At 70.3% G+C, this 19,572-nt stretch carries 19 protein-coding genes and 1 tRNA gene; 8 read left to right on the top strand and 12 right to left on the bottom strand.

The window, feature by feature from the left end; genetic code table 11:
* Nucleotides 1-34 precede the first annotated feature (34 nt).
* Entirely contained in the window at nt 35-640 is a 606-nt protein-coding gene (locus AC3IPY_RS09990; protein ID WP_489184141.1) for an HdeD family acid-resistance protein, read from the top strand.
* Between the two features lie 90 nt (nt 641-730).
* On the opposite strand, the gene AC3IPY_RS09985 is transcribed toward AC3IPY_RS09990, so the two are convergent.
* Complete coding sequence (locus AC3IPY_RS09985) at nt 731-1,498, bottom strand: SDR family oxidoreductase (RefSeq protein ID WP_489184140.1); 768 nt, start codon at nt 1,496-1,498, stop codon at nt 731-733.
* 138 nt (nt 1,499-1,636) lie between these two features.
* Between AC3IPY_RS09985 and AC3IPY_RS09980 the strand changes: the two genes are divergently transcribed.
* The 4 genes from AC3IPY_RS09980 (at nt 1,637) to AC3IPY_RS09965 (ending at nt 4,250) form a co-directional block, all read left to right on the top strand.
* A complete protein-coding gene (locus AC3IPY_RS09980; RefSeq protein ID WP_489188298.1) occupies nt 1,637-2,104 on the top strand; it encodes an NfeD family protein in 468 nt (155 codons plus the stop codon).
* Nucleotides 2,101-3,039 carry an SPFH domain-containing protein gene (locus AC3IPY_RS09975; protein WP_489184139.1) on the top strand — a complete coding sequence of 313 codons (939 nt, stop codon included), beginning with the start codon at nt 2,101-2,103 and terminating at the stop codon, nt 3,037-3,039. Before AC3IPY_RS09980 ends, AC3IPY_RS09975 begins: the two co-directional genes overlap by 4 nt.
* Before the next feature lie 4 nt (nt 3,040-3,043).
* The gene (locus AC3IPY_RS09970; RefSeq protein WP_489184138.1) at nt 3,044-3,802 is read left to right on the top strand and encodes a glycerophosphodiester phosphodiesterase family protein; all 759 of its coding nucleotides are present in this window, start codon (nt 3,044-3,046) and stop codon (nt 3,800-3,802) included.
* Nucleotides 3,803-3,887: 85 nt separating this feature from the next.
* Nucleotides 3,888-4,250 (top strand): RNA polymerase-binding protein RbpA, encoded by a 363-nt coding sequence (locus AC3IPY_RS09965; protein WP_156997917.1) that lies wholly within the window; start codon nt 3,888-3,890, stop codon nt 4,248-4,250.
* Nucleotides 4,251-4,346: 96 nt separating this feature from the next.
* Here AC3IPY_RS09965 and lnt read toward each other — a convergent pair whose 3' ends face one another.
* From lnt to AC3IPY_RS09920, 9 genes are all read right to left on the bottom strand, one after another.
* Nucleotides 4,347-5,936 carry an apolipoprotein N-acyltransferase gene (gene lnt / locus AC3IPY_RS09960; RefSeq protein WP_489184137.1) on the bottom strand — a complete coding sequence of 530 codons (1,590 nt, stop codon included), beginning with the start codon at nt 5,934-5,936 and terminating at the stop codon, nt 4,347-4,349.
* Between the two features lie 98 nt (nt 5,937-6,034).
* Complete coding sequence (locus tag AC3IPY_RS09955) at nt 6,035-8,467, bottom strand: DEAD/DEAH box helicase (RefSeq protein WP_489184136.1); 2,433 nt, start codon at nt 8,465-8,467, stop codon at nt 6,035-6,037.
* 12 nt (nt 8,468-8,479) lie between these two features.
* Nucleotides 8,480-9,316: a twin-arginine translocase subunit TatC gene (gene tatC / locus AC3IPY_RS09950; protein WP_489184135.1), complete on the bottom strand. Its 837-nt coding sequence runs from the start codon at nt 9,314-9,316 to the stop codon at nt 8,480-8,482.
* 4 nt (nt 9,317-9,320) lie between these two features.
* Nucleotides 9,321-9,542 carry a twin-arginine translocase TatA/TatE family subunit gene (gene tatA / locus AC3IPY_RS09945; protein ID WP_489184134.1) on the bottom strand — a complete coding sequence of 74 codons (222 nt, stop codon included), beginning with the start codon at nt 9,540-9,542 and terminating at the stop codon, nt 9,321-9,323.
* A gap of 60 nt (nt 9,543-9,602) precedes the next feature.
* Nucleotides 9,603-10,592, bottom strand: coding sequence for a helix-turn-helix transcriptional regulator (locus AC3IPY_RS09940; protein WP_489184133.1), 990 nt, complete (start codon nt 10,590-10,592; stop codon nt 9,603-9,605).
* Nucleotides 10,589-11,617, bottom strand: a complete 1,029-nt coding sequence (locus AC3IPY_RS09935) for a helix-turn-helix transcriptional regulator (protein ID WP_489184132.1) — start codon at nt 11,615-11,617, stop codon at nt 10,589-10,591. Before AC3IPY_RS09935 ends, AC3IPY_RS09940 begins: the two co-directional genes overlap by 4 nt.
* 58 nt (nt 11,618-11,675) lie before the next feature.
* A complete protein-coding gene (locus AC3IPY_RS09930) occupies nt 11,676-12,605 on the bottom strand; it encodes an FKBP-type peptidyl-prolyl cis-trans isomerase (RefSeq protein WP_489184131.1) in 930 nt (309 codons plus the stop codon).
* Between the two features lie 58 nt (nt 12,606-12,663).
* A complete protein-coding gene (locus tag AC3IPY_RS09925) occupies nt 12,664-13,722 on the bottom strand; it encodes a tRNA (adenine-N1)-methyltransferase (RefSeq protein ID WP_489184130.1) in 1,059 nt (352 codons plus the stop codon).
* Nucleotides 13,719-14,393 (bottom strand): HAD family hydrolase, encoded by a 675-nt coding sequence (locus tag AC3IPY_RS09920; RefSeq protein WP_489184129.1) that lies wholly within the window; start codon nt 14,391-14,393, stop codon nt 13,719-13,721. The genes AC3IPY_RS09925 and AC3IPY_RS09920 overlap by 4 nt, the downstream gene beginning before the upstream one ends.
* 75 nt (nt 14,394-14,468) lie before the next feature.
* Between AC3IPY_RS09920 and AC3IPY_RS09915 the strand changes: the two genes are divergently transcribed.
* Nucleotides 14,469-15,470 (top strand): proteasome assembly chaperone family protein, encoded by a 1,002-nt coding sequence (locus AC3IPY_RS09915; protein WP_489184128.1) that lies wholly within the window; start codon nt 14,469-14,471, stop codon nt 15,468-15,470.
* Nucleotides 15,471-15,567: 97 nt separating this feature from the next.
* Here AC3IPY_RS09915 and AC3IPY_RS09910 read toward each other — a convergent pair whose 3' ends face one another.
* Both AC3IPY_RS09910 and AC3IPY_RS09905 read right to left on the bottom strand, forming a co-directional pair.
* Entirely contained in the window at nt 15,568-16,386 is an 819-nt protein-coding gene (locus AC3IPY_RS09910) for an undecaprenyl-diphosphate phosphatase (protein ID WP_489184127.1), read from the bottom strand.
* Nucleotides 16,387-16,428: 42 nt separating this feature from the next.
* Nucleotides 16,429-17,757, bottom strand: a complete 1,329-nt coding sequence (locus tag AC3IPY_RS09905; RefSeq protein WP_489184126.1) for a M20/M25/M40 family metallo-hydrolase — start codon at nt 17,755-17,757, stop codon at nt 16,429-16,431.
* A 162-nt stretch (nt 17,758-17,919) separates the two neighbouring features.
* Here AC3IPY_RS09905 and AC3IPY_RS09900 point away from each other — a divergent pair.
* Nucleotides 17,920-18,003: transfer RNA gene (locus tag AC3IPY_RS09900), tRNA-Leu, on the top strand.
* Between the two features lie 280 nt (nt 18,004-18,283).
* Entirely contained in the window at nt 18,284-19,540 is a 1,257-nt protein-coding gene (locus AC3IPY_RS09895; RefSeq protein ID WP_489184125.1) for a Fic family protein, read from the top strand.
* Nucleotides 19,541-19,572 lie beyond the last annotated feature (32 nt).

Genomic DNA, 19,572 nt, shown 5'->3' with positions numbered 1-19,572 from the left:
TCAGAATACGTCGCACACCGAAAGGACCCTCCCCATGTCTTCGTCACAGCAACCCGCCGTGTTCGCGGCCTTCACGCTGAACTCCGAGAACCTGTCGAAGTCGGCCATCAACACGGTGCGCACGGCGCTCGGCGTCTCGGGCGTGGTCGCGCTCATCATCGGCATCTTCATCACGTTCTGGCCCAAGAGCGCCGCCGACGTGCTCACCGTGCTGCTCGCGATCTACTTCCTCATCGCGGGCCTCGCCTACGTCGGCATCGGCATCTTCTCGAAGGGCATCTCGGGCGGCGCCAGGGCCCTCGACATCATCCTCGGCGTCGTGTTCGTGATCGCCTCGGTCATCGCCTTCGCGAACATCCAGGCCACCGCCGCGGTGCTCGCCGCGCTGCTCGGCATCATCGTCGGCATCGTGTGGATCATCGAGGGCATCGTCGCACTCGTGCAGTCGGGCGACGCGCCCTCCCGCGGATGGGCGGTCTTCTTCGGCATCCTGAGCCTGATCGCCGGCATCGTGCTGCTCTTCTCGCCGATCTGGGGCTTCGTCGTGCTCTTCATCATCACGGGAATCAGCCTGATCATCCTCGGCATCGTGCAGATCGTGCGCGCCTTCACGTTCGGCAAGGGTGCGACCGCAGCCTGATCGAACGCGCGAACGCCGCGGGCCGGCCGGGAGGAATCCCGGCCGGCCCGCGGCGTTCTCGGGGCGCCGTGTTCATCGGCGCTGGTGCGTTCAGCCCTCGGGCGTGAACCCCGAGACATCGCCCACGTACCGCGTGTGGTCGGCGGGAATCGGGTCCACCGCGGCGGCGGCGACCTCTGCGGCGAACTCCGACACGTTGTAGAGGCGGCCGGCGTCGACCTTGCGCGCCTCGATCGCACCGGGGTTCGCCCGCTCGAGCAGCGTCGCGGTGATGGTGCCCTCGATCATGTCGCCGGAGACGGTGACGAACTCGACGCCCGCGGCATCGAGTTCGGGCAGCTTCGCGCGGAGCGCGTCTTCGCCGGCCCGCTTGGAGAGCGCGACGGGCTCGTACTCGGGCATGGTCGGCGTGGTGCGGATGAAATGCGCCTGGTGGCTCGTCACGAACACGATGCGGGCGCCGTCGGCGAGGTGCGGCAGCGCATTGTCGACCACGTTGACCTGCGCGTCGCGATTCAGGCGCATCGCGTAGTCCTCGCCCATGCCGGTCTCCATGCCGCCGGAGGCATTCAGCACGAGCACGTCGACGGGCCCGAACGCGGCGACGGCCTGCTCGAACATGGAGGTGACGGATGCCGCGTCGGTGAGGTCGGCCCCGACGGCGACGGCCCGGCCGCCGGCCGCCTCGATCGCGGCGACGACCTTGTCGGCGCGCGGCGCCTTGCTGCGGTAGTTGACGACGACGGCCGCGCCCGCCCCGGCGAGGTACGCGGCGGTGTCGGCGCCGATGCCGCGCGAGGAACCCGTGACGACGGCCACCTTTCCGGTCAGCGATCCAGGTGCGAGTGGGTTGGTCACGTGCGAGTCTCCTCGAGGTGGTCGGATCGGACCGGACGGCCCTGGCGATGCGCCGCACCGAGGATATCAACCCCCCGCGGCATCCGTCGCCCTGCTAGTTTCGGTAGTGGGGCCCGTGCGAAGGAGAACGAATTGGATGTGCTCACCCAGTACGCGTGGATCGCCTGGTTGGTCCTCATCCTGGTGTTCGCCACCATCGAGGTGTTCACGCTCGAGATGACGTTCCTGATGCTCGCGCTCGGCAGCGTCGCCGGCCTCCTCTCCGGCCTCTTCGGCATTCCCTGGTGGGCCCAGTTCGTCGTGGCCGCCATCGTCTCGGTCGCCCTGATCCTCACGCTGCGGCCGTCGCTGCTGCGAGCACTCCGGCGCGGAGCGGATCCGGCGCGCAGCAACATCGACGCCCTCATCGGCGCCGACGGGCGCGTCGTGCGCACCGTCTCGGGCGCCGGCGGCCAGGTCCGTCTGCAGAACGGCGAGGTGTGGACGGCACGCCTCTCCCCCATCACCGAACAGTCCGATGTCGCGGTCGGCGAGCGTGTGCTCGTCACGGGCATCGACGGTGCGACCGCCGTCGTCGTACCGGTCGAGAGGAGCACTCCCCAGTGAATGTCGGAACGGTGATCGCGACCGTCGTCGTCATCGCGATCGTCATCTTCGTGATCGTCGTCCTTGCGCGGTCGATCCGGATCATCCCCCAGGCGTATGCCGGCGTCGTCGAGCGACTCGGCCGCTACCACAAGACGCTCATGCCGGGGCTGAACATCCTCATCCCGTTCATCGACCGGCTGAGGCCGCTCGTCGACATGCGCGAGACGGTCGTCTCCTTCCCGCCGCAGCCGGTGATCACCGAAGACAACCTGGTGGTCTCGATCGACACGGTCGTCTACTTCCAGGTGACCGACGCCCGCGCCGCCACCTACGAGATCGCGAACTACCTCGGCGCGGTCGAGCAGCTGACGACCACCACGCTTCGAAACGTGGTCGGCGGGCTCAACCTCGAAGAGGCGCTCACGAGCCGTGACAACATCAACGGCCAGCTGCGCATCGTGCTCGACGAGGCCACCGGCAAGTGGGGCATCCGCGTCTCCCGCGTCGAGCTCAAGGCGATCGACCCGCCCCTCTCCATCCAGGACTCGATGGAGAAGCAGATGCGCGCCGAGCGAGACCGTCGCGCCCTCATCCTGACCGCCGAGGGCACCAAGCAGTCCGCGATCCTCACCGCCGAGGGCCAGCGACAGGCTGCGATCCTCCAGGCCGAGGGTGACGCGAAGGCCGCCGTGCTGCGCGCGCAGGGTGAAGCCGAGGCGATCACGACGGTGTTCAAGGCGATCCACGACGGCGACCCCGACCCCAAGCTGCTCGCGTACCAGTACCTGCAGACGCTCCCCGAGATCGCACAGGGCCCGGCGTCCAAGCTCTGGATCGTGCCGAGCGAGCTCACCGAAGCGCTGAAGGGCATCGGAACCGCGTTCCGTCTGCCGACGACGCCAGGTGCTCCCGGCACGGGCGTTTCGGGTACGAACCCGCCCGGCAACGCCTGAGCGCGTGGCCTCGACCTACCTCGATGCGCCGAGGCCGCGAGTCCTCGCGCATCGAGGGCTCGCGGTCGAGGCGCCCGAGAACACCCCCCTCGCGTTCGAGCACGCCCTGGCGGTGGGTGCCGGATACCTCGAGACCGACGTGCGCCTCACGCGAGACGGCGTGGTGGTCATCGCCCACGACGACACGATCGAACGCATCGCGGCCGGTCGCAGCGAGGCCGTCGCCGCACTGACGATCGACGAGCTCCGTGAGATCGACTTGGGGTCCGGGCAGACCTTCGCCACGCTCGCCGAGGCGTTGGCGGCGTTCCCCGAGGCGCGATTCAACATCGACGTGAAGGTCGCCGACGCGGTCGAACCGGTCGTCGAGGTGATCCGTGCCGCCGCGGCATCCGATCGGGTGCTGCTCACGAGCTTCTCGGATGCGCGACGGCGACGGCTCGCCGAACTCGTGCCCGGCGTCGTCACGTCGACGGGCCAGGCGGGCGTGATCCGCGTGCTGCTCGCATCGTGGCTCGGCTCCCCCGGGCTGGTTCGGCGCGGCCTGCGCGGTGCCGCCGCCCTCCAGGTGCCCGAGCGGTTCGGGCCGCTGCGCATCGTCTCCCGCCGGTTCGTCGACGTCGTGCACCGCGCCGGCGCGGAGGTGCACGTCTGGACCGTGAACGACCCGAGCGACATGGCACGGCTGCTCGCGATCGGCGTCGACGGACTCGTCACCGATCGCGCCGACCGCGCCCTGGCGCTGATCTCGGGCGAAAACTGAGAATTCCCCGGCAATCACCCAGCCCGCGGAAGGGGAATGCCCAGCTTGATCGTTTATACCTAGAGACGATCGAGAGGAGCTCGCCATGGCAGACCGGAGCCTACGAGGCATGCGCATCGGCGCTCAGAGCCTGCAGAGCGAAGACGGAGTGATCTTCGCCGAGCGTGCTGAATTCAGGTACCGCTGTGCGGCCTGCAACCACGAGACGGTCATGATCTTCTCGGCCGAAGCCGAAACCCCCGAGGAGTGGGAGTGCCGCAACTGCGGTGCACCCGCCACGCTCCTCGTGGATTCGAAGCCGGTCGAGATCGACCGTTCGGGCGAGAAGGTCGCCCGCACCCACTGGGACATGCTGCTCGAGCGCCGTACGCGCGCCGAGCTCGAGGAACTGCTCGAAGAGCGACTCGCCTTCCTCCGCGCCCGTCGCGGTCAGAAGCAGAGCGCCTGAGCCGTTCCGCCCGTCGACGCCGCCTCCGTTCGGAGGCGGCGTTCGTCGTTTCCGGGCACACGTCTTCAGTGCACCTTCGCGTCGGTGCCCTACGCGTCAGGGGGTCTTCGCGTCGGGATCCGCGACCCCGGCCGAATCCGTTGCCAGGTCGGTGCGTCCGCGACGCCGCGCGAGCACGCCTGCGGCGATCAGTCCGAGCGCGGCACCCCAGACGAGCACCGACGGCAGCCAGACGCCCATGCTCACGGCGGGCGTGGAGCCATCGCGCAGCGCGACATCCGTCACCATCGCGCCCGGCTCGTAGGCCGGCAGCGAATCGATCGTGCGCCCCGACGGATCGATCACCTGGCTCGTGCCGACGGTCGAGATGTTGACCACGGATCGGCCGGTCTCGATCGCGCGGAGCCGAGCGATGGCCAACTGCTGCTCGTTCTCGTCGGTGCCGCGGAAATCGGCGTTGTTCGTCTGGAACATGAACACCTGGGCGCCGTCGTTCACGCCCTCCCAGATGAGGTCGTCGTAGATGACGTCGAAGCAGATGGCGAGGCCGGTGACCGCGTCGCCGAGGTCGAAGACCGGCGGGTTCGTTCCGGGCGTGTAGCCGCGCTGCACGAGCCCGATGAGATCGGGTGCGAGCGAGTACCAGAAGTCGCGGTCGGGGATGTACTCGCCGAACGGCACCGGATGCCGCTTGTCGTACGTGGCGACGGCGCCCTCGCCGTCGCGCCACAGCATCGACGTGTTGAAGTACTGTGCGCTCGCCTCGTCGTCGCCCTCGACCGTCACCGTGTTCAGGAGCACGGGCGCGCCCATGCGCTCGCTCAGGCGGTCGAAGACGTCGGCGACGCGGTCGGATCGCGTCGGATCGATGTCGGAGCCGCCCTCGGGCCACAGGAGCACGTCGACGTCGGGTTCGTCGAGCACCGGCTGGGTGGCATCCAGCTGCGACAGCAGCACGTCGCCCGACTCGCGCTCGTCGAAGTACCCGGCCGGCCCGTTGCCCTGCACGCTCGCCACGCGGAGCGTGCCGGCATCCGTCGTCTGCCAGGCGGGCACGAGCATCGCGACGACGGCGACCACGACGACCGGAACGGCGGAGCGGATGCCCCGGCGCGAACCCAGGCGGACCCACTCGATGGTGCCCGCCACGATGAAGACCATGACGAAGCCGAGGCCGGTGCTGCCGGCCCAGGAGACCACGTCGGCGAACGGGCTCTCCGACTGGCTCAGCGCCGCGCGGCCCCAGGGGAACCCGCCGTACGGGAAGGTGCCGACGACGGACTCACGCAGGCACCAGAGGCCTGCCACGAGCGCCGGGAGCACGAGCACGCGCACCCAGGTCGCATCGCTCGCGCGCGGCACCCATCGGTACGCGAGTGCGATGAGCACGCCGCCGCCGGCGACGAACAGCGATTCGAGGATCGAGAGCGCCAGCCACGGCACCGGTCCGAGGTAGAGCGCGGTCCACGAGACCTGCTGCAGGTAGAAGGCGAGGCCGAACGCGAGCCCGACGAGCGCCGCGCCCCATGCGGAGCGGCCGATGAGGCTGACCAGCGCGAACGCGATGCCGACGAAGGCGAGCGGCCACCAGGAGACGCCCGGGAATCCGAGGTCGTAGACGAGTCCTCCGGCGACCGCCGCGAGGACAGCCGCCCAGAGGGGCAGCACGGGTCTCGGGAGGGGCACCCGATCAGCCTAGGCGACCCCGGGGCGTGCTCCGGAACGCGCTGGAGAGCCGGTCCTTCGTGCGCCGCGGTGCTGATCGAACCGGTCGAGCCGGTCGGTCAGCCGGCCGCATCGTATGCGACCACGCCGCGTCGCACCTGGTCGATCGCGGCGCGCGCGGTCGCCCCGAGCTCGGCGTCGGCCACGATCGAGATCTGGTCGAGCAGGTCGACCACCTGCTTCGCGACGCGCACGAAGTCGCCCGCGGCGAGATCGGTGTCGCCCAGCACCGCACCGAGGCCGGCGCCGCTCGCCCAGGCGTGCATGGCCGTCGCGAGGGCCGGTGACGGCACCTCGCTGCCCGCGAGCCGGTGGTCGCGCTCGAGGTCGTCGAGGTTCGCCCAGACGTCGGTGGTGCGATCGAACGCGTCGCGGAACCGCCCACGCGGCAACCGGAACTGCTCACCGCGGTCGTCGCGCCTCGGCTCGTAGACGAGCGAGACGGCCATGGCGGCCATCGACGGCGCATCGAGGCCGTTCCAGTGACCCTGCCGCAGGCATTCCGCCACGAGCAGGTCGCGTTCGCCGTAGATGCGCTTCAGGATGCGGCCGGCCGACGTGGACACGAGCGATCCGTCGGCGGCGCGCTCGAAGTAGCCGAGGATCTCGAGCACCTCGGCGACCCGGTCGAACCGCTTGGCGATCGCCCCCGTGCGACTGTGGATCTGTCGCGAGAGCTGCTCGTGCTCGCGGTGCAGGCGCCACCAGCGCTCGGCCCAACGGGCGTGCTGCTCGCGCTCGGCGCAGCCGTGGCACGGGTGGGCGCGCATCTGCTTGCGCGCCGCGACGAGGTCGCGCTGCATGCGCTCGCGCTGGGCATGCGTCGAGTTGCCCTTCGAGGCCTGGCGCTCCAGGTCGCCGATGCGGCGCCGGATGGCCGCGTACTCGGCGAAGTCCCCGAGGTGGCACTGCATCGCCTGTTCGTAGCCGGACATCGACTCCTCCTGCTTGCGGAGGGTGCGCGCGAGGTCGACGACGGCGCGATCGGCCTGGAACTGGGCGAACGAGAGCTCGAGGATCTGCCTGGTGCGCTCACGGCCGAACTGGTCGACGAGGTTGACCGCCATGTTGTACGTCGGCTTGAAGCTCGAGTTCATCGGGTAGCTGCGGCGGGAGGCCAGCGCCGCGACCGACTCGGGATCGAGCCCGTCGACCCACTGGATCACGGAGTGGCCCTCGACGTCGATGCCGCGTCGGCCGGCGCGGCCGGTGAGCTGCGTGTACTCCCCCGGCGTGATGGGCACGCGCGCCTCGCCGTTGAACTTCTCGAGCTTCTCGAGCACGACCGACCGCGCCGGCATGTTGACGCCGAGCGCGAGCGTCTCGGTCGCGAAGACGGCCTTGACGAGCTTCTTCTGGAACAGCTCCTCGACGACCTCCTTGAAGGCCGGGAGCATGCCGGCGTGGTGGGCGGCGACCCCGCGCTGCAGCCCCTCGAGCCAGTCCCAGTAGCCCAGCACCGCGAGGTCTTCGTCGCGCAGCATCTGCACGCGCGACTCCACGATGCTTCGGATCTCATCCCGCTCGGATGTCTCGGTGAGACGGATGCCGGAGCGCAGCACCTGGCGCACGGCCTGGTCGCAGCCCGCTCTCGAGAAGATGAAGAAGATCGCGGGAAGCAGGTGCTTGCCGTGCAGGAGCTCCGCGACGTCTGGGCGATCGATGCGTCCGGTGCCCTGCCCGCCGCCCTGGTGGTAGCGACCGCGATCGCCGCCACGGCGTCCGCGAGCCGAGCGCGAGGAGATCGAACGGCCGCCCGCGCGCGCGAGCTGCATGAGCTCGGGGTTGACGCGGTTCGTCGCGGCCTGTCCCGAGGAGTCGAACAGGTCGACAAGCTTCGCCTTGACCAGCACGTGCTGCTCGAGCGGCACCGGGCGGTCCTCGGAGACGATCACGTCGGTGTCGCCGCGCACCGCCTGCAGCCAGTCGCCGAACTCCTCGGCGTTGGACACCGTCGCGCTCAGGGAGACCAGCCGCACCGCCTCGGGGAGGTGGATGATGACCTCCTCCCAGACCGCGCCCCGGAACCGGTCGGCCAGGTAATGCACCTCGTCCATGACCACGTAGGCGAGCCGGTCGAGCGTCGGCGACTCGGCGTAGAGCATGTTGCGCAGCACCTCGGTCGTCATGACCACGATGCGCGCGTTCGAGTTCACGTTCGTGTCGCCGGTCAGCAGGCCGACGTCGTCGGCGCCCCATGCCTCGACGAGCTCCTGGTACTTCTGGTTCGAGAGGGCCTTGATCGGGGTCGTGTAGAAGACCTTCGAACCCGGGTCCTGCATGGCGAGGTACACCGCGAACTCGGCGACCACGGTCTTGCCCGCGCCCGTCGGGGCGGCGACGAGCACGCTGCGACCCTCGTCGAGGGCACCGCAAGCCGCGCGCTGGAAGGGGTCGAGATCGAACCGCTGCGCGGCGGCGAAGTCCTGCAGTCTTGGGCGTCGGCGCTGCTCGCGCGAGAGGGCGTACCGTTCGGCCGGCGAGAGGCTCATCACCCCCTCAGCCTAGACAGGCGCGCCGAACTCCTCGCTGTTTCGGCGCTCGACACGGCGATCGTGCAGGTAGGCGATGAACCAGGCCAGGAAGTAGAGCCCGATCATAGGGATCGCGAGCATGAACATCGAGACCACGTCGGCCGACGGGGTCGCGATGGCGGTGAACAGCACGATGACGAGGATCGCGATGCGCCAGGACTTGATGATCGACGCGGCGCCGACGACTCCCGCGAAGTTCAGCAGCACGATGAAGACCGGCAGCACGAAGGCGATGCCGATCGCGATGACGAGCTTCTGCACGAAGTCGAGGTATTCCTTCGCCGTCAGGAACGTCTCGGCACCTTCGGGCACGAAGCTCGTCATGAGCTTCACGATGTTCGGCAGGACGAACCACCCGGCGGCGCAGCCCGCGAGGAACAGCGGGATCGCCGAGAGGAAGAAGCCGAGGGTGAACCTGCGCTCGCGCGTGTTGAGCCCGGGGACGAGGAACGCGAAGATCTGGTAGAGCCAGACGGGGCTCGAGATGACCAGGCCGATCGTGAACGCCAGTTGCAGGCGGAGGTCGAACCCGCTGGAGATCGTCGGGAAGACGATCGTCGCCGTGTCGGGGATCTTCTCGCCCGGGTGCGCGGCCGCGTACGCCTCGGCCTGAGCCTTCGCCACGTTCTGCACCGGCTCCTGGATCGCATTCCAGACGAACAGGTCGTTCAGCACCCAGCCGATGATGGCGCCGACCACGATCGCGATCGCCGCGATGAAGAGACGTTTGCGGAGTTCGATCAGATGCGCGCCGAGCGACATGCGGCGCTCACGGTTCTTCTCTCCGCGAGCCGTCGTCGCGGACATGGGGTCAGGCGCCCGACGGGGAATCGGGCTTCTTCGGGCCGTCGTCGCCGGATTCGGGTTCCGTGCCCGGCTTGGCGTCGGCTTCGGGGTCGCGCACCTCGGACTTGAGGATCTTCATCGACTGCCCGAGGCTCCGCGCGAGCGCCGGAAGCTTGGGCGCGCCGAAGAGCAGCAGGATGATGACCAGGATGATCAGGAAGTGCCATCCGGTGAGGTTTGCGAACATGCGGCGTCCAATTCTGACGGGGATGTGGCTGCGAGTCTACCTGTTCGGGCGACCCGCCCCTCACGGCTCGGGGACGGATGCCTCCTCGTAGCCGCGAAGCCCGGCCGATGCCCAGTCGGCGACGGCGCTGCGCGCCTCGGCGGGGGCGACCACGGTCACGAGCCCCGGAAGCCCGGCGACCAGGCGCTTGAGCCCGTGGACGTGCGCGAGCCGGAGCGTGACGCGAAGCCGGTCGCCCACGTGCTGCGAGGACGAATCGGCGAGGTAGTCGGCGAGCAGCGGCAGGGCCTCGGCTGCGACGTCGACGACGACGTCGAGGTCGGACGACGAACCCTGGAAGAGCGTCTCGGGCACCTCGAGACCTGCGTGGTCGGCGACCGGCTCGTCGGTGACGACCAGTGCGCTCATGCGGTCGACCCGGAAGTTGCGCACGTCTTCACGCGTGTGGCAGTAGGCCTGCAGGTACCAGTCCGCGTCCTGGGAGAGGATGCGCAGCGGATCTGCGCGACGCCGGCCGCCCTGGCCGAGCGCGTTCAGGTAGTCGAACTCGAGTTGGCGGCCGCCCGTGATCGCCTCGCGGATGCGGGTGAGCGAGGCATCGGCCGCGGGTTCGGCGATCGCGAGGCCCGACGGAGTGGCGGACGCGCCCGCCCTGAGCTTGGCCATGAGCGAGGAGAGGGCGCTGCTGTCGGCGTTCTCGGGCAGTGCGGCGAGGTACTGCAGCCCCGCGATGAGTGCGGCCGCCTCGCGCGCGGCGAGGCGCGGGGCCTCGTCGATCGCGACGTGGTGCACGATGACGATCTCGTCGTCGTCTTCGAATGCGTCCCAGTCGATGTCGAAGAGGTCGTTGGACTGGTACGTGCCCGTGTCGCCCGGCAGACCCGACATGGCGATGAGGCGCACCGCCTCGCGGATCTGCTCCTCTGGCACGCCGAAGTGGGCGGCCGCCTCGTCGACGCCGACCACCTGCTGCTCGATGAGGTACGGCACGAGCGAGAGCAGGAAGACGAGCTTGTCGGGCGCGCGGAGCGCCTGCCGCTTGGGGCTCATCGGCCTGCCTCCTGCTCGGATGCGCCGTGGGCCTCGGCGACGACGCGGAGCCGATGGCGTACCGCGGCGCGGAGCGAGTCGGGCGCGAGCACCCGCACCTCGGGGCCGAACGCGGCCAGTTCGTCGGCGAACGCGTCGACGTCGGTGAAGTGCAGGCGGATGACTCCGGCGTCTTCATCGCCCTGCACGGCGCGCTTGCCGAGGCGAACCTCGGCGTCGCTGCCGGCCGTGACGGCCAGGTCGGCGGCGTTGCTCAGGCGGAGCTCGTCGAGTTCGGCCAGGATTCGGTCCTGCACGCCCTCGGGCGGAGCCTCGAACGTCTGGTTGGCGAGCACCTCGACGGGCCCGACGATGCGCGACAGCAGGAACGTGCGGAGCCCGTCGGCGTCGACGTCGAGGCCGTGCAGGTGCCAGCGCCCCTCGTGCAGCACGACGGCGTACGGGTTCACGCGCCGCTTGCGGGGCGCCAGTTCCCCCGGCTTCAGGTACTGGAACCGCACCTGCTGGTGGCGGTCGAGGGCCACGCGCAGCGGCTCGAATGCGGCGTCGCGCACCCTGAGCCTCGGCGCGTAGCCGATCACGGGCTCGCGCGGCTCGATGCCGAGTCCGCGGATCTTGGTGAGCGCGCGCCGGGAGTCTTCGGAGAGGGAGACGCCGCGCCAGACCTCGCCCGCCAGGCCGAGCAGCGCGAGCTCGTCGGGCGTGAAGCGCACCTCGTCTGGCAGGTCGTACTGGCCCTTGGGGATGCGATAGCGCAGCGCCTGATTGTCGCCGGGGCGGTCGGGCGACTCGACGGTCTCGAGCGGGATGCCGAGCTCGCGGATCTCGTCTTTGTCGCGCTCGAACTGGCGTTCGAGGTTGGCGTTGCCGCCGTGCTTCTCGTAGCGCTCGGCGTACCCGCGCACGGTCGAGAGGATCTCGGCCTTGAGGAGCCCGGTCTCGGTCGCGAGCAGCGCGAGGACGAGCGAGAACAGGCGGTCCTCGACCGGGATCTTCACGTCTGGCCTTGCTCGGGAACCGGTCACAGGTGCGATCTTACCGACGCCTGCGCGGCCGGTCGCCCGGCCGCGCGAACGAACGTGATCAGATCACGCCCAGGATGTCGACGACGAAGAAGAGCGTCGAGCCCGCGGGCACCTTGGCGTTGCCCTGGTCGCCGTAGCCCTCGGACGGCGGGATGATCACGCCGACCTGCGAGCCGACCTTCTGGCCGACGATCGCCTTCGAGAAGCCGGGGATGACCTGGGCATCGGTGCCGACCGCGAACGTGACGGGCGCGCCGTTCTCCCAGCTCGAGTCGAACACCGTGCCGTCGTCCCACAGGACGCCGGTGTAGTTGACGACCACCGTGTCGCCGTCTTCGACGACCTGGCCCGAGCCGCCGAGGAGGGTCTCCTGCTGGAGGGACTTCGGCGGGTCCTGCTTGGGGACCGTGATGCCGGGGCGGCCGTCGGGTGCCAGCACCACGGCCGGGAAGCCGTCGCGCGTGAGCTGCGGCGTGCCGTCGGCCCGCGCCGGGAAGGCGCGTTCGACGTCCATGACGAGCACGAGGCTGTCGGTCGGCTCGACCTGGAGCGACGGGTTGCCGTTCGGGCCGAAGCCGTCTTTCGGGGGGATGACGACCGCGACCCGCGAGCCCTCGCGGGCGCAGGTGAGCCCCTTGGTGAAGCCGACCATCGGCTGGTCGTTCGTCGCGAGCGGCACGGCCTCGTCGAAGCCCTGTGCGACGAGCTGGTCGCCGGTGGCCCCGTTGTAGACCGCGAACCCGACGAGTGCCAACTGACCGGCCTCGATCAGCGGACCGTTGCCCTCGACGATCTCGGTGCACTGCGTCTCGGTCGGCTCGAGCGGCGTCGGGAACGAGACCTTCGGCTCGTCGCCGAACTTGCCGGTGACGGTGACCGCCGCGGAGGAGTCGCCGGGCGACGCCTCGGGGGCGGGCGCGGTGGCGCAGCCGGTGAGGGCGACGGCGACGAGGCCGGCCGTGGCGATGAGTGCGAGAGACGAGCGCACTGATCCTCGATTCTTCGTGGGTCGCGTTGGGGGTGGTCCGATTCGGGACGGGAGAAGCCTACTCGGCTTCGCCCGAGGGTTCGGTGGGGCCGTCCACAGCCGGCTCGTCGATCGCATCGGCACGAGCGGGTTCTCCGTCGCGCGAACGCGTGGCCGCGGCATCCGCCGCCCTGACCCGCCGGCGCAGCGCCTTGTCGCTGACCTGGCGTTCGCCGAGGGCGCCGGGGGTCCAGGCCTCGACGTCTTCGTCGCTGAACTCCGTCTTCGACGGGCGGCGCTTGAGCTCGGGGAGGATCGTGTCGGGCGCGAGCCGGCGAGCCGTGAGCAGGAACCCCGTGTGGGCGATCATGCGGTGGTCGGGGCGCACGGCGAGACCCTGCACGTGCCAGCCGCGCACCATGGTCTCGGAGGACTGCGGTTCGGTGTACTCCCCCGTCGCGCGGATCGCCTCGGCGACGCGAGAGAGCTGCGTGACCGTGGCGATGTAGCAGAGCAGCACGCCGCCGGGCTTCAGCGCGGTGCCCACCGCATCGAGGCACTCCCACGGTGCGAGCATGTCGAGCACGACGCGGTCGACGGATGCCTCGGGCGCGACCTCTGGCAACGCCTCGGCGAGATCGCCGAGTGTGATCGACCAGTTCTCGGGGTCGGCGCCGTGGAACGTCGCAACGTTGCCGCGCGCGACGCTCGCGAAGTCTTCACGACGTTCGAAGGACATGAGCCGACCCGCCGGGCCGATCGCGCGGAGCAGCCAGAGCGAGAGCGCACCCGAGCCGACGCCGGCCTCGACGACGCTCGCGCCCGGGAAGATGTCGGCCTGCGCGAGGATCTGCGCGGCGTCCTTCGGGTAGACGATCGCGGCCCCGCGCGGCATCGACATGACGAAGTCGCTGAGCAGCGGCCGCAGGGCGAGGTACTCGATGCCGACCTGGTTCTTCACGACCGAGCCGTCTGGCCGGCCGATGAGGTCGTCGTGGGCCAGGAGTCCCTTGTGGGAGTGGAACATCTTGCCCGGTTCGAGGGTGATGGTGTGCATGCGGCCCTTGGGGCCGGTCAACTGCACGCGATCGCCGACGAGGAAGGGGCCGCTGCGCTCGCCCCGGCTCTGCTCGGTCATGCGCTTGCCTTTCGAAGATCGGTCAGTGCGGCGACATCCGCCACCGTGCGCCCCGCGAGGCTCGACCAGAGCACCGTCGCCGGCGAGTCGTCGAGGGGGAGGATGTTCGGGACGCCGACCGTGACGGCGCCCGAGGCCGCCGCCGATTCGACGCCGGGGGGCGAGTCCTCGAACGCGACGCAGTCGGCGATGTCGACGCCGAGCTCGGCCGCGGCGACCAGGTAGGGCTCTGGGTGCGGCTTCGCGTTCGTCACGGAGTCGCCAGTGACGATCGCGTCGAACGCGTGGAAGGGGATCTGCGAGATGACGTCGTCGGCCATCGAACGCACCGACATGGTCACGAGCGCCATCGGCACGGATGCCTCGCGCAGCGCCTCGAGGATCTCGCGGGCGCCCGGCCGCCACGGAACGCCGAACTCGTTCAGCAGTTGCTGCACCCGGTCGGTGAGCCGGGACACGATGGCATCGGCGTCGAGTGAGACGCCGTGGCGCTGGAAGACCGCCGCGGACTCCCAGAGGCCGCTGCCGACGAGTTGGAGGGCGTCGTCATGCGTCCAGGAGCCGCCGAACGACCCGACGAGCTCCTCCTCGGCGGCCATCCAGTACGGTTCGGTGTCGACGAGGGTGCCGTCCATGTCCCAGAGGACGGCGGCGGGGAGTCGTGTGGTCACAACCGTCAAGTCTACGGGCACGGCCTATTCTGGAGACGACCCGGTCTGCACCGGGCGGAGAGTGGGGCATCAGGCGTGGATCAAGCGGCCGGATTCGAGGGTGGACGACTGCTCGTGGTCGCATTCGAGGGGTGGAACGACGCCGGCGAGGCGGCGACCGGCGCGGCGAAGCTGCTCTCCGAGCGCCTCGCGCTCGTCGAGATCGCCGCGGTCGACCCCGAGCTCTACTTCGACTACCAGTTCACCCGGCCCACGGTCGTGCAGACCGACGACGGCTCGCGTCGCATCGAATGGCCGGGCGCCGCGCTCTACGGGCCGGCCGGTGCGCGCCCTGCCGCCTTCGGCCCGGTCCACGACCAGCCGTCGCCCGACGACGACGCCGATGACGAGCGCGTGACCGGTCCGGGTGCCGCGACCCTGCACGTGCTGCTCGGCGCCGAACCCGCCCGCAGCTGGAAGGGCTTCGCGGCCGAGCTCGTCGACCAGGCGCTCGCCGCCGACATCGAGGGCGTGATCCTGCTCGGGGCGATGCTCGCCGACGCCCCGCACACCCGCCCACTCTCGGTCTTCGCCTCGAGCGACAACCGCGAGGTGCGCGAGCGTCTCTCGCTCGAACGCTCGAGCTACGAGGGTCCCGTCGGCATCCTCAGCATCATCGCCGACCAGGCCGAGCGCGCGGGCATCCCGACGGTCTCGCTCTGGGCGTCGGTGCCGCACTACGTGCACAACGCGCCCTCCCCCAAGGCGGTGCTCGCCCTGCTCGGCAAGATCGAGGAGCTCACCGGCCTCAGCATCCCCCGCGGAACCCTCGAGGACGAGGCGAAGGCGTGGGAGTCGGGGGTCGACGCGCTCGCCGCCGACGACGAGGACATGGCCGGCTACATCACCCAGCTCGAGCAGGCGCGCGACGCGGTCGACGCGCCCGAGGCGAGCGGCGAGGCGATCGCCCAGGAGTTCGAGCGGTACCTGCGTCGTCGCGGCGATGGACCCGATGGCCCGAGCGGGCCGGGCGGGCCGGGCACGCCGCCGCGCGGCGAAGGTCCGCGCGACGACCCCAGGCGTCCGCGCGACGCCTGAGCGCGGCAACCGTTCGGGTTCTGCGCGGCCGATCGTGGTGCGACGCCACGGCGGCGGGATCGGCCGAGTCGCGGCATCCGCTCGGGTCTCGCGAGGTTCAGGGCTGGATGGCGCCCGTGCCGAGCAGCACGAAGAGCGTGCCGCCGAGCAGCACCCGGTAGATCACGAACGGCAGGAAGCTGCGCTTCGAGATGTAGCTCATGAAGAACGCGATCACGAGCAGGCCGACCACGAACGCGACGAGGGTCGCCGCCGCCGTCTCGACGAGGTTGTAGACCGACGGCTCGCCCCAGCTCTTGGCGAGCTGGTAGAGGCCGCTGCCGAAGACCGCGGGGATGGCGAGCAGGAACGCGTACCGTGCGGCCGCCCCGCGTTCGTAGCCGAGGAACAGGCCGGCGGTGATCGACCCGCCCGAGCGCGAGACGCCCGGGATGAGCGCGAGCGCCTGGGCGAACCCGTAGACGATGCCGTGGCCGACCGTGAGGTCTTCGAGCTTGCGGCGCTTGGCACCCGCCCAGTCGGCGAGGCCGAGGATCAGGCCGAAGACCACGAGCATGGTCGCGACGATCCACAGCGAGCGGAACGTCGTCTCGATCGCGTCCTGGAAGAGCAGGCCGAGCACGACGATCGGGAGCGAGCCGATGATGATGAGCCAGCCCATGCGCGCGTCGGGGTCGTTGCGGGGCACGCGCCCGGTGAACGAGCCGAACCAGTGCGAGATGATGCGCACGATGTCGCGCCAGAAGAACACGATGACGGCCGTCTCGGTGCCGAGCTGCGTGATGGCGGTGAACGCTGCTCCGGGGTCTTGGGCGCCGGGCAGGAACTCGCCGAGGATGCGCAGGTGCGCGCTCGAGGAGATCGGGAGGAACTCGGTGAGTCCCTGGACGAAACCGAGGATGAGCGCTTCGATCACGCGGGGCCGCCTTGTCTCTCCGGCTACCCGGAGTTCAGACCGTCAGTAGTCGAGGAGCAGGTCGCGGAGGACCTGCCTACCGAAGACTAGTGCGTCCAGCGGAACGCGTTCGTCGACCCCGTGGAACATCGCCGGGAAGTCGAGCCCCTCCGGCAGGCGCAGCGGGGCGAAGCCGTAGCCGGTGATGCCGAGGCGGCTGAGCGACTTGTTGTCGGTGCCGCCCGAGAGCAGGTACGGGAACACGGGTGCGCCGGGATCGTGCAGGTGGATCGCCCGGTGCACGGCCTCGACGAGGGCGCCCGAGGTCGGCGACTCGAGGCCGACGTCGCGGTGCACGATCTGGATCTCGATGTCGTCGCCCGCGATGCGCGCGATCTCGGCGAGCACGGCATCCTCTTCGCCCGGCAGGGTGCGGATGTCGACGAGCGCCTCGGCCCGGTCGGGGATGACGTTGTGCTTGTAGCCGGCGTCGAGGCCCGTCGGGTTCGAGGTCGTGCGGAGCGTCGCCGTGATGAACCCCGACGCGGAGCCGGTGGCGAGGGCGAGCTCGTCTGGCGAGACTTGTTCGGGGTCGACGCCGAGCACGTTCGCGACCTCGCCGAGGAGCTCGCGCGTCGTGTCGGTCAATCGCACGGGCCACTCGGTGCCGCCGATGCGGGCGATGGCGCCGGCGAGCTTCGTGATCGCGTTGTCTCGGATCAGGCGCGACCCGTGCGCGGCCGTGCCGCGGGCGACGAGGCGAACCCAGAGCAGGGACTTCTCGCCGGTCTGCAGCAGGTAGGCGCGCGTGCCGCCGACCGTGATCGAGTAGCCGCCGACCTCGCTGATCGCCTCGGTCGCGCCGGCGAAGAGCTCGGGGTGGTCGTCGACGAGCCGGCTCGCCCCGACTCCCCCGCCGGCCTCCTCGTCGGCGAAGTACGCGACGACGATCTCGCGCTCCGGCAGGCGGCCGGAGCCGAGGATGTCGCCGAGCGCCGTGAGCATCATGGCGTCCATGTCCTTCATGTCGACCGCCCCGCGGCCCCACAGCATGCCGTCGCGGATCTCGCCCGCGAACGGGTCGACGCTCCAGTTGCGCGCGTCGGCCGGCACGACGTCGAGGTGGCCGTGCAGCACGAGCGCGGGCTTGTCGGGGTTGCGGCCGGGCACGCGCGCCACGACGCTCGTGCGCCGCGGCTCGGGCTCGAACAGCTGCGGCGCCAGGCCCAGGGCCCTGAGGTGCGCCTCGACGTATTCGGCCGCCTCGCGCTCGCCCTTCGCCTTGCCCTCGCCGTAGTTCGACGTGTCGAACCGGATCAGGTCGCGCGCGATGACCGCGGTCTCCTCCAGTTCGGCCTCGGGTTCGGACAGCGGTGCGGATGTCTCGGCCATGCCCTTCACCGTAGCCGCCGTGGGCGATCGGAGCGACGGATGCCGCGACACGGCGTCATCCGTCGTGGCATCCGTCTGGTGGTCGCCGTGGTCGAAAGCACCTTCAGAACCGTGCTAATGTCTTATCTCGTGCCCGGCGAGAGATCGCGGGGCAGACACAACGCGCGGGTGGCGGAAATGGCAGACGCGCTAGCTTGAGGTGCTAGTGCCCTAACGGGCGTGGGGGTTCAAGTCCCCCCTCGCGCACGCGATGTGTCGAGAAGGCCCGGATCGGTTTCGATCCGGGCCTTCTTGCGTTTCCGGGTGGTCGGATCCGGGGTTGTGGCCCGTAGGCCAAAAGAGTGGATGGCGTTCGGAATGTCGGAGATTCGGCGCCTTCGCCTCCCCGTGGGGCGCGTGGGCCCGAATCTCCGACATTTCGTGCTCGCAGGCCGGATCCGGGTCGATCGCAGAGCCGAAGGCGCGACGCTGGCATTTCTCGTTTAGGGCATCTAAAGTAGAAGTTCCACGCGGTCAGGAGGCTTCTATGGCCGAATACGTCGAACGTCTGTGGCACCCAGAGGACGCGGGCGGCCTGAGTCGCAGGGATCGGGCGCCGGGTCGGTACCTCGCGTACGTGCCAGATGAGCTCGGCGACCGCCTTCCAACCCTCGGGGCGCGGGCGCAGGCCGCTGCCGAGGACGCGCTGGCGGTGCTCGCGCGCGCGGACGAGCGGATCGGCACGCGGGGCCGATATCTGAACCACCTGCTCATCCGCTCGGAGTCCATCTCCTCATCGTGGATCGAGGGCAACCGGGTCACCCCGAAGCGCCTGGCGGTCGCCGAGCTGCTGCACCGCGGTCCAGGGCAGGCGCTCGACGTGGTGGCCAACGTCCGGGCGACGGAGGAGGCGATCGCCGGCCTCGCGGATCGGGAGCGGGCGATCACGGTGGAGGACGTCGTCGATCTCCAGCACGTCATCGAGCCGCGCCTGGTGCGCGGGCTCAGGCAGGAGCAGAACTGGGTCGGCGGCCCCGGCTGGAGCCCGCTCAGGGCCGCGTTCGTGCCGCCGCCCGAGACCGAGGTGCCGCGCCTGGTCTCCGACCTCGCCCGCTTCGCGACCGACACGACCGGCAATCCGGTGGTGCGGGCCGCGATCGTGCACGCGCAGTTCGAGACGATCCACCCGTTCATCGACGGCAACGGCCGCACCGGGCGCGCCCTGATCCACACCGTCCTGCGCCGCGCCGACGCACTGCGGAACACGCTCATCCCGATCAGCACCGTGTTCGCCGGCGATACCGACGCCTACATCGCCGGACTCACCGACTATCGCGCGGACCCGTCGCGGCTGGACGAGTGGGTGAGCGGCTTCGCACTGGCCGCGGAGCGCGCGGCGGGCAATGCGGTCCGGCTCGCCGAGGACATCGCGGCGCTCGACGAGCGGGTGCGCGAGGAACTGGTGGACTTCCGTCGCGGTCGCGGACTGAGCCCAGCCGTGCCCCGTCGCGATGCGGTGGTGCTGCGCATCCTCGACGCCCTCGCCTCCGACCCGGTGCTCACCGCCGAGTCCGTCAGCACGCGGCTGGGTGCGTCGCCCGCGGCCGCGCACCGCGCCTTGACCGAACTGGCCGACGCGGGCATCCTCGGGCGGGCGAAGGAAGGCGGCCGGCTCATCTGCTGGACCGCCGACCGTCATCTCGCGCTCGTCGCACTGACCGAGCGCAGCAACCGCGTCGGCGGCGGCGACACGAAGGACCGCACGCCGAGGCTCGGTCCGGCACGGCCGGCCCCCGGCCGGTAGTCCGGTCTCCTGCGGCACGTCCAGACGCACGG

Source organism: Agromyces sp. GL_144 (assembly GCF_057834305.1).
This window is presented reverse-complemented; position numbering and strand designations above follow the sequence as displayed.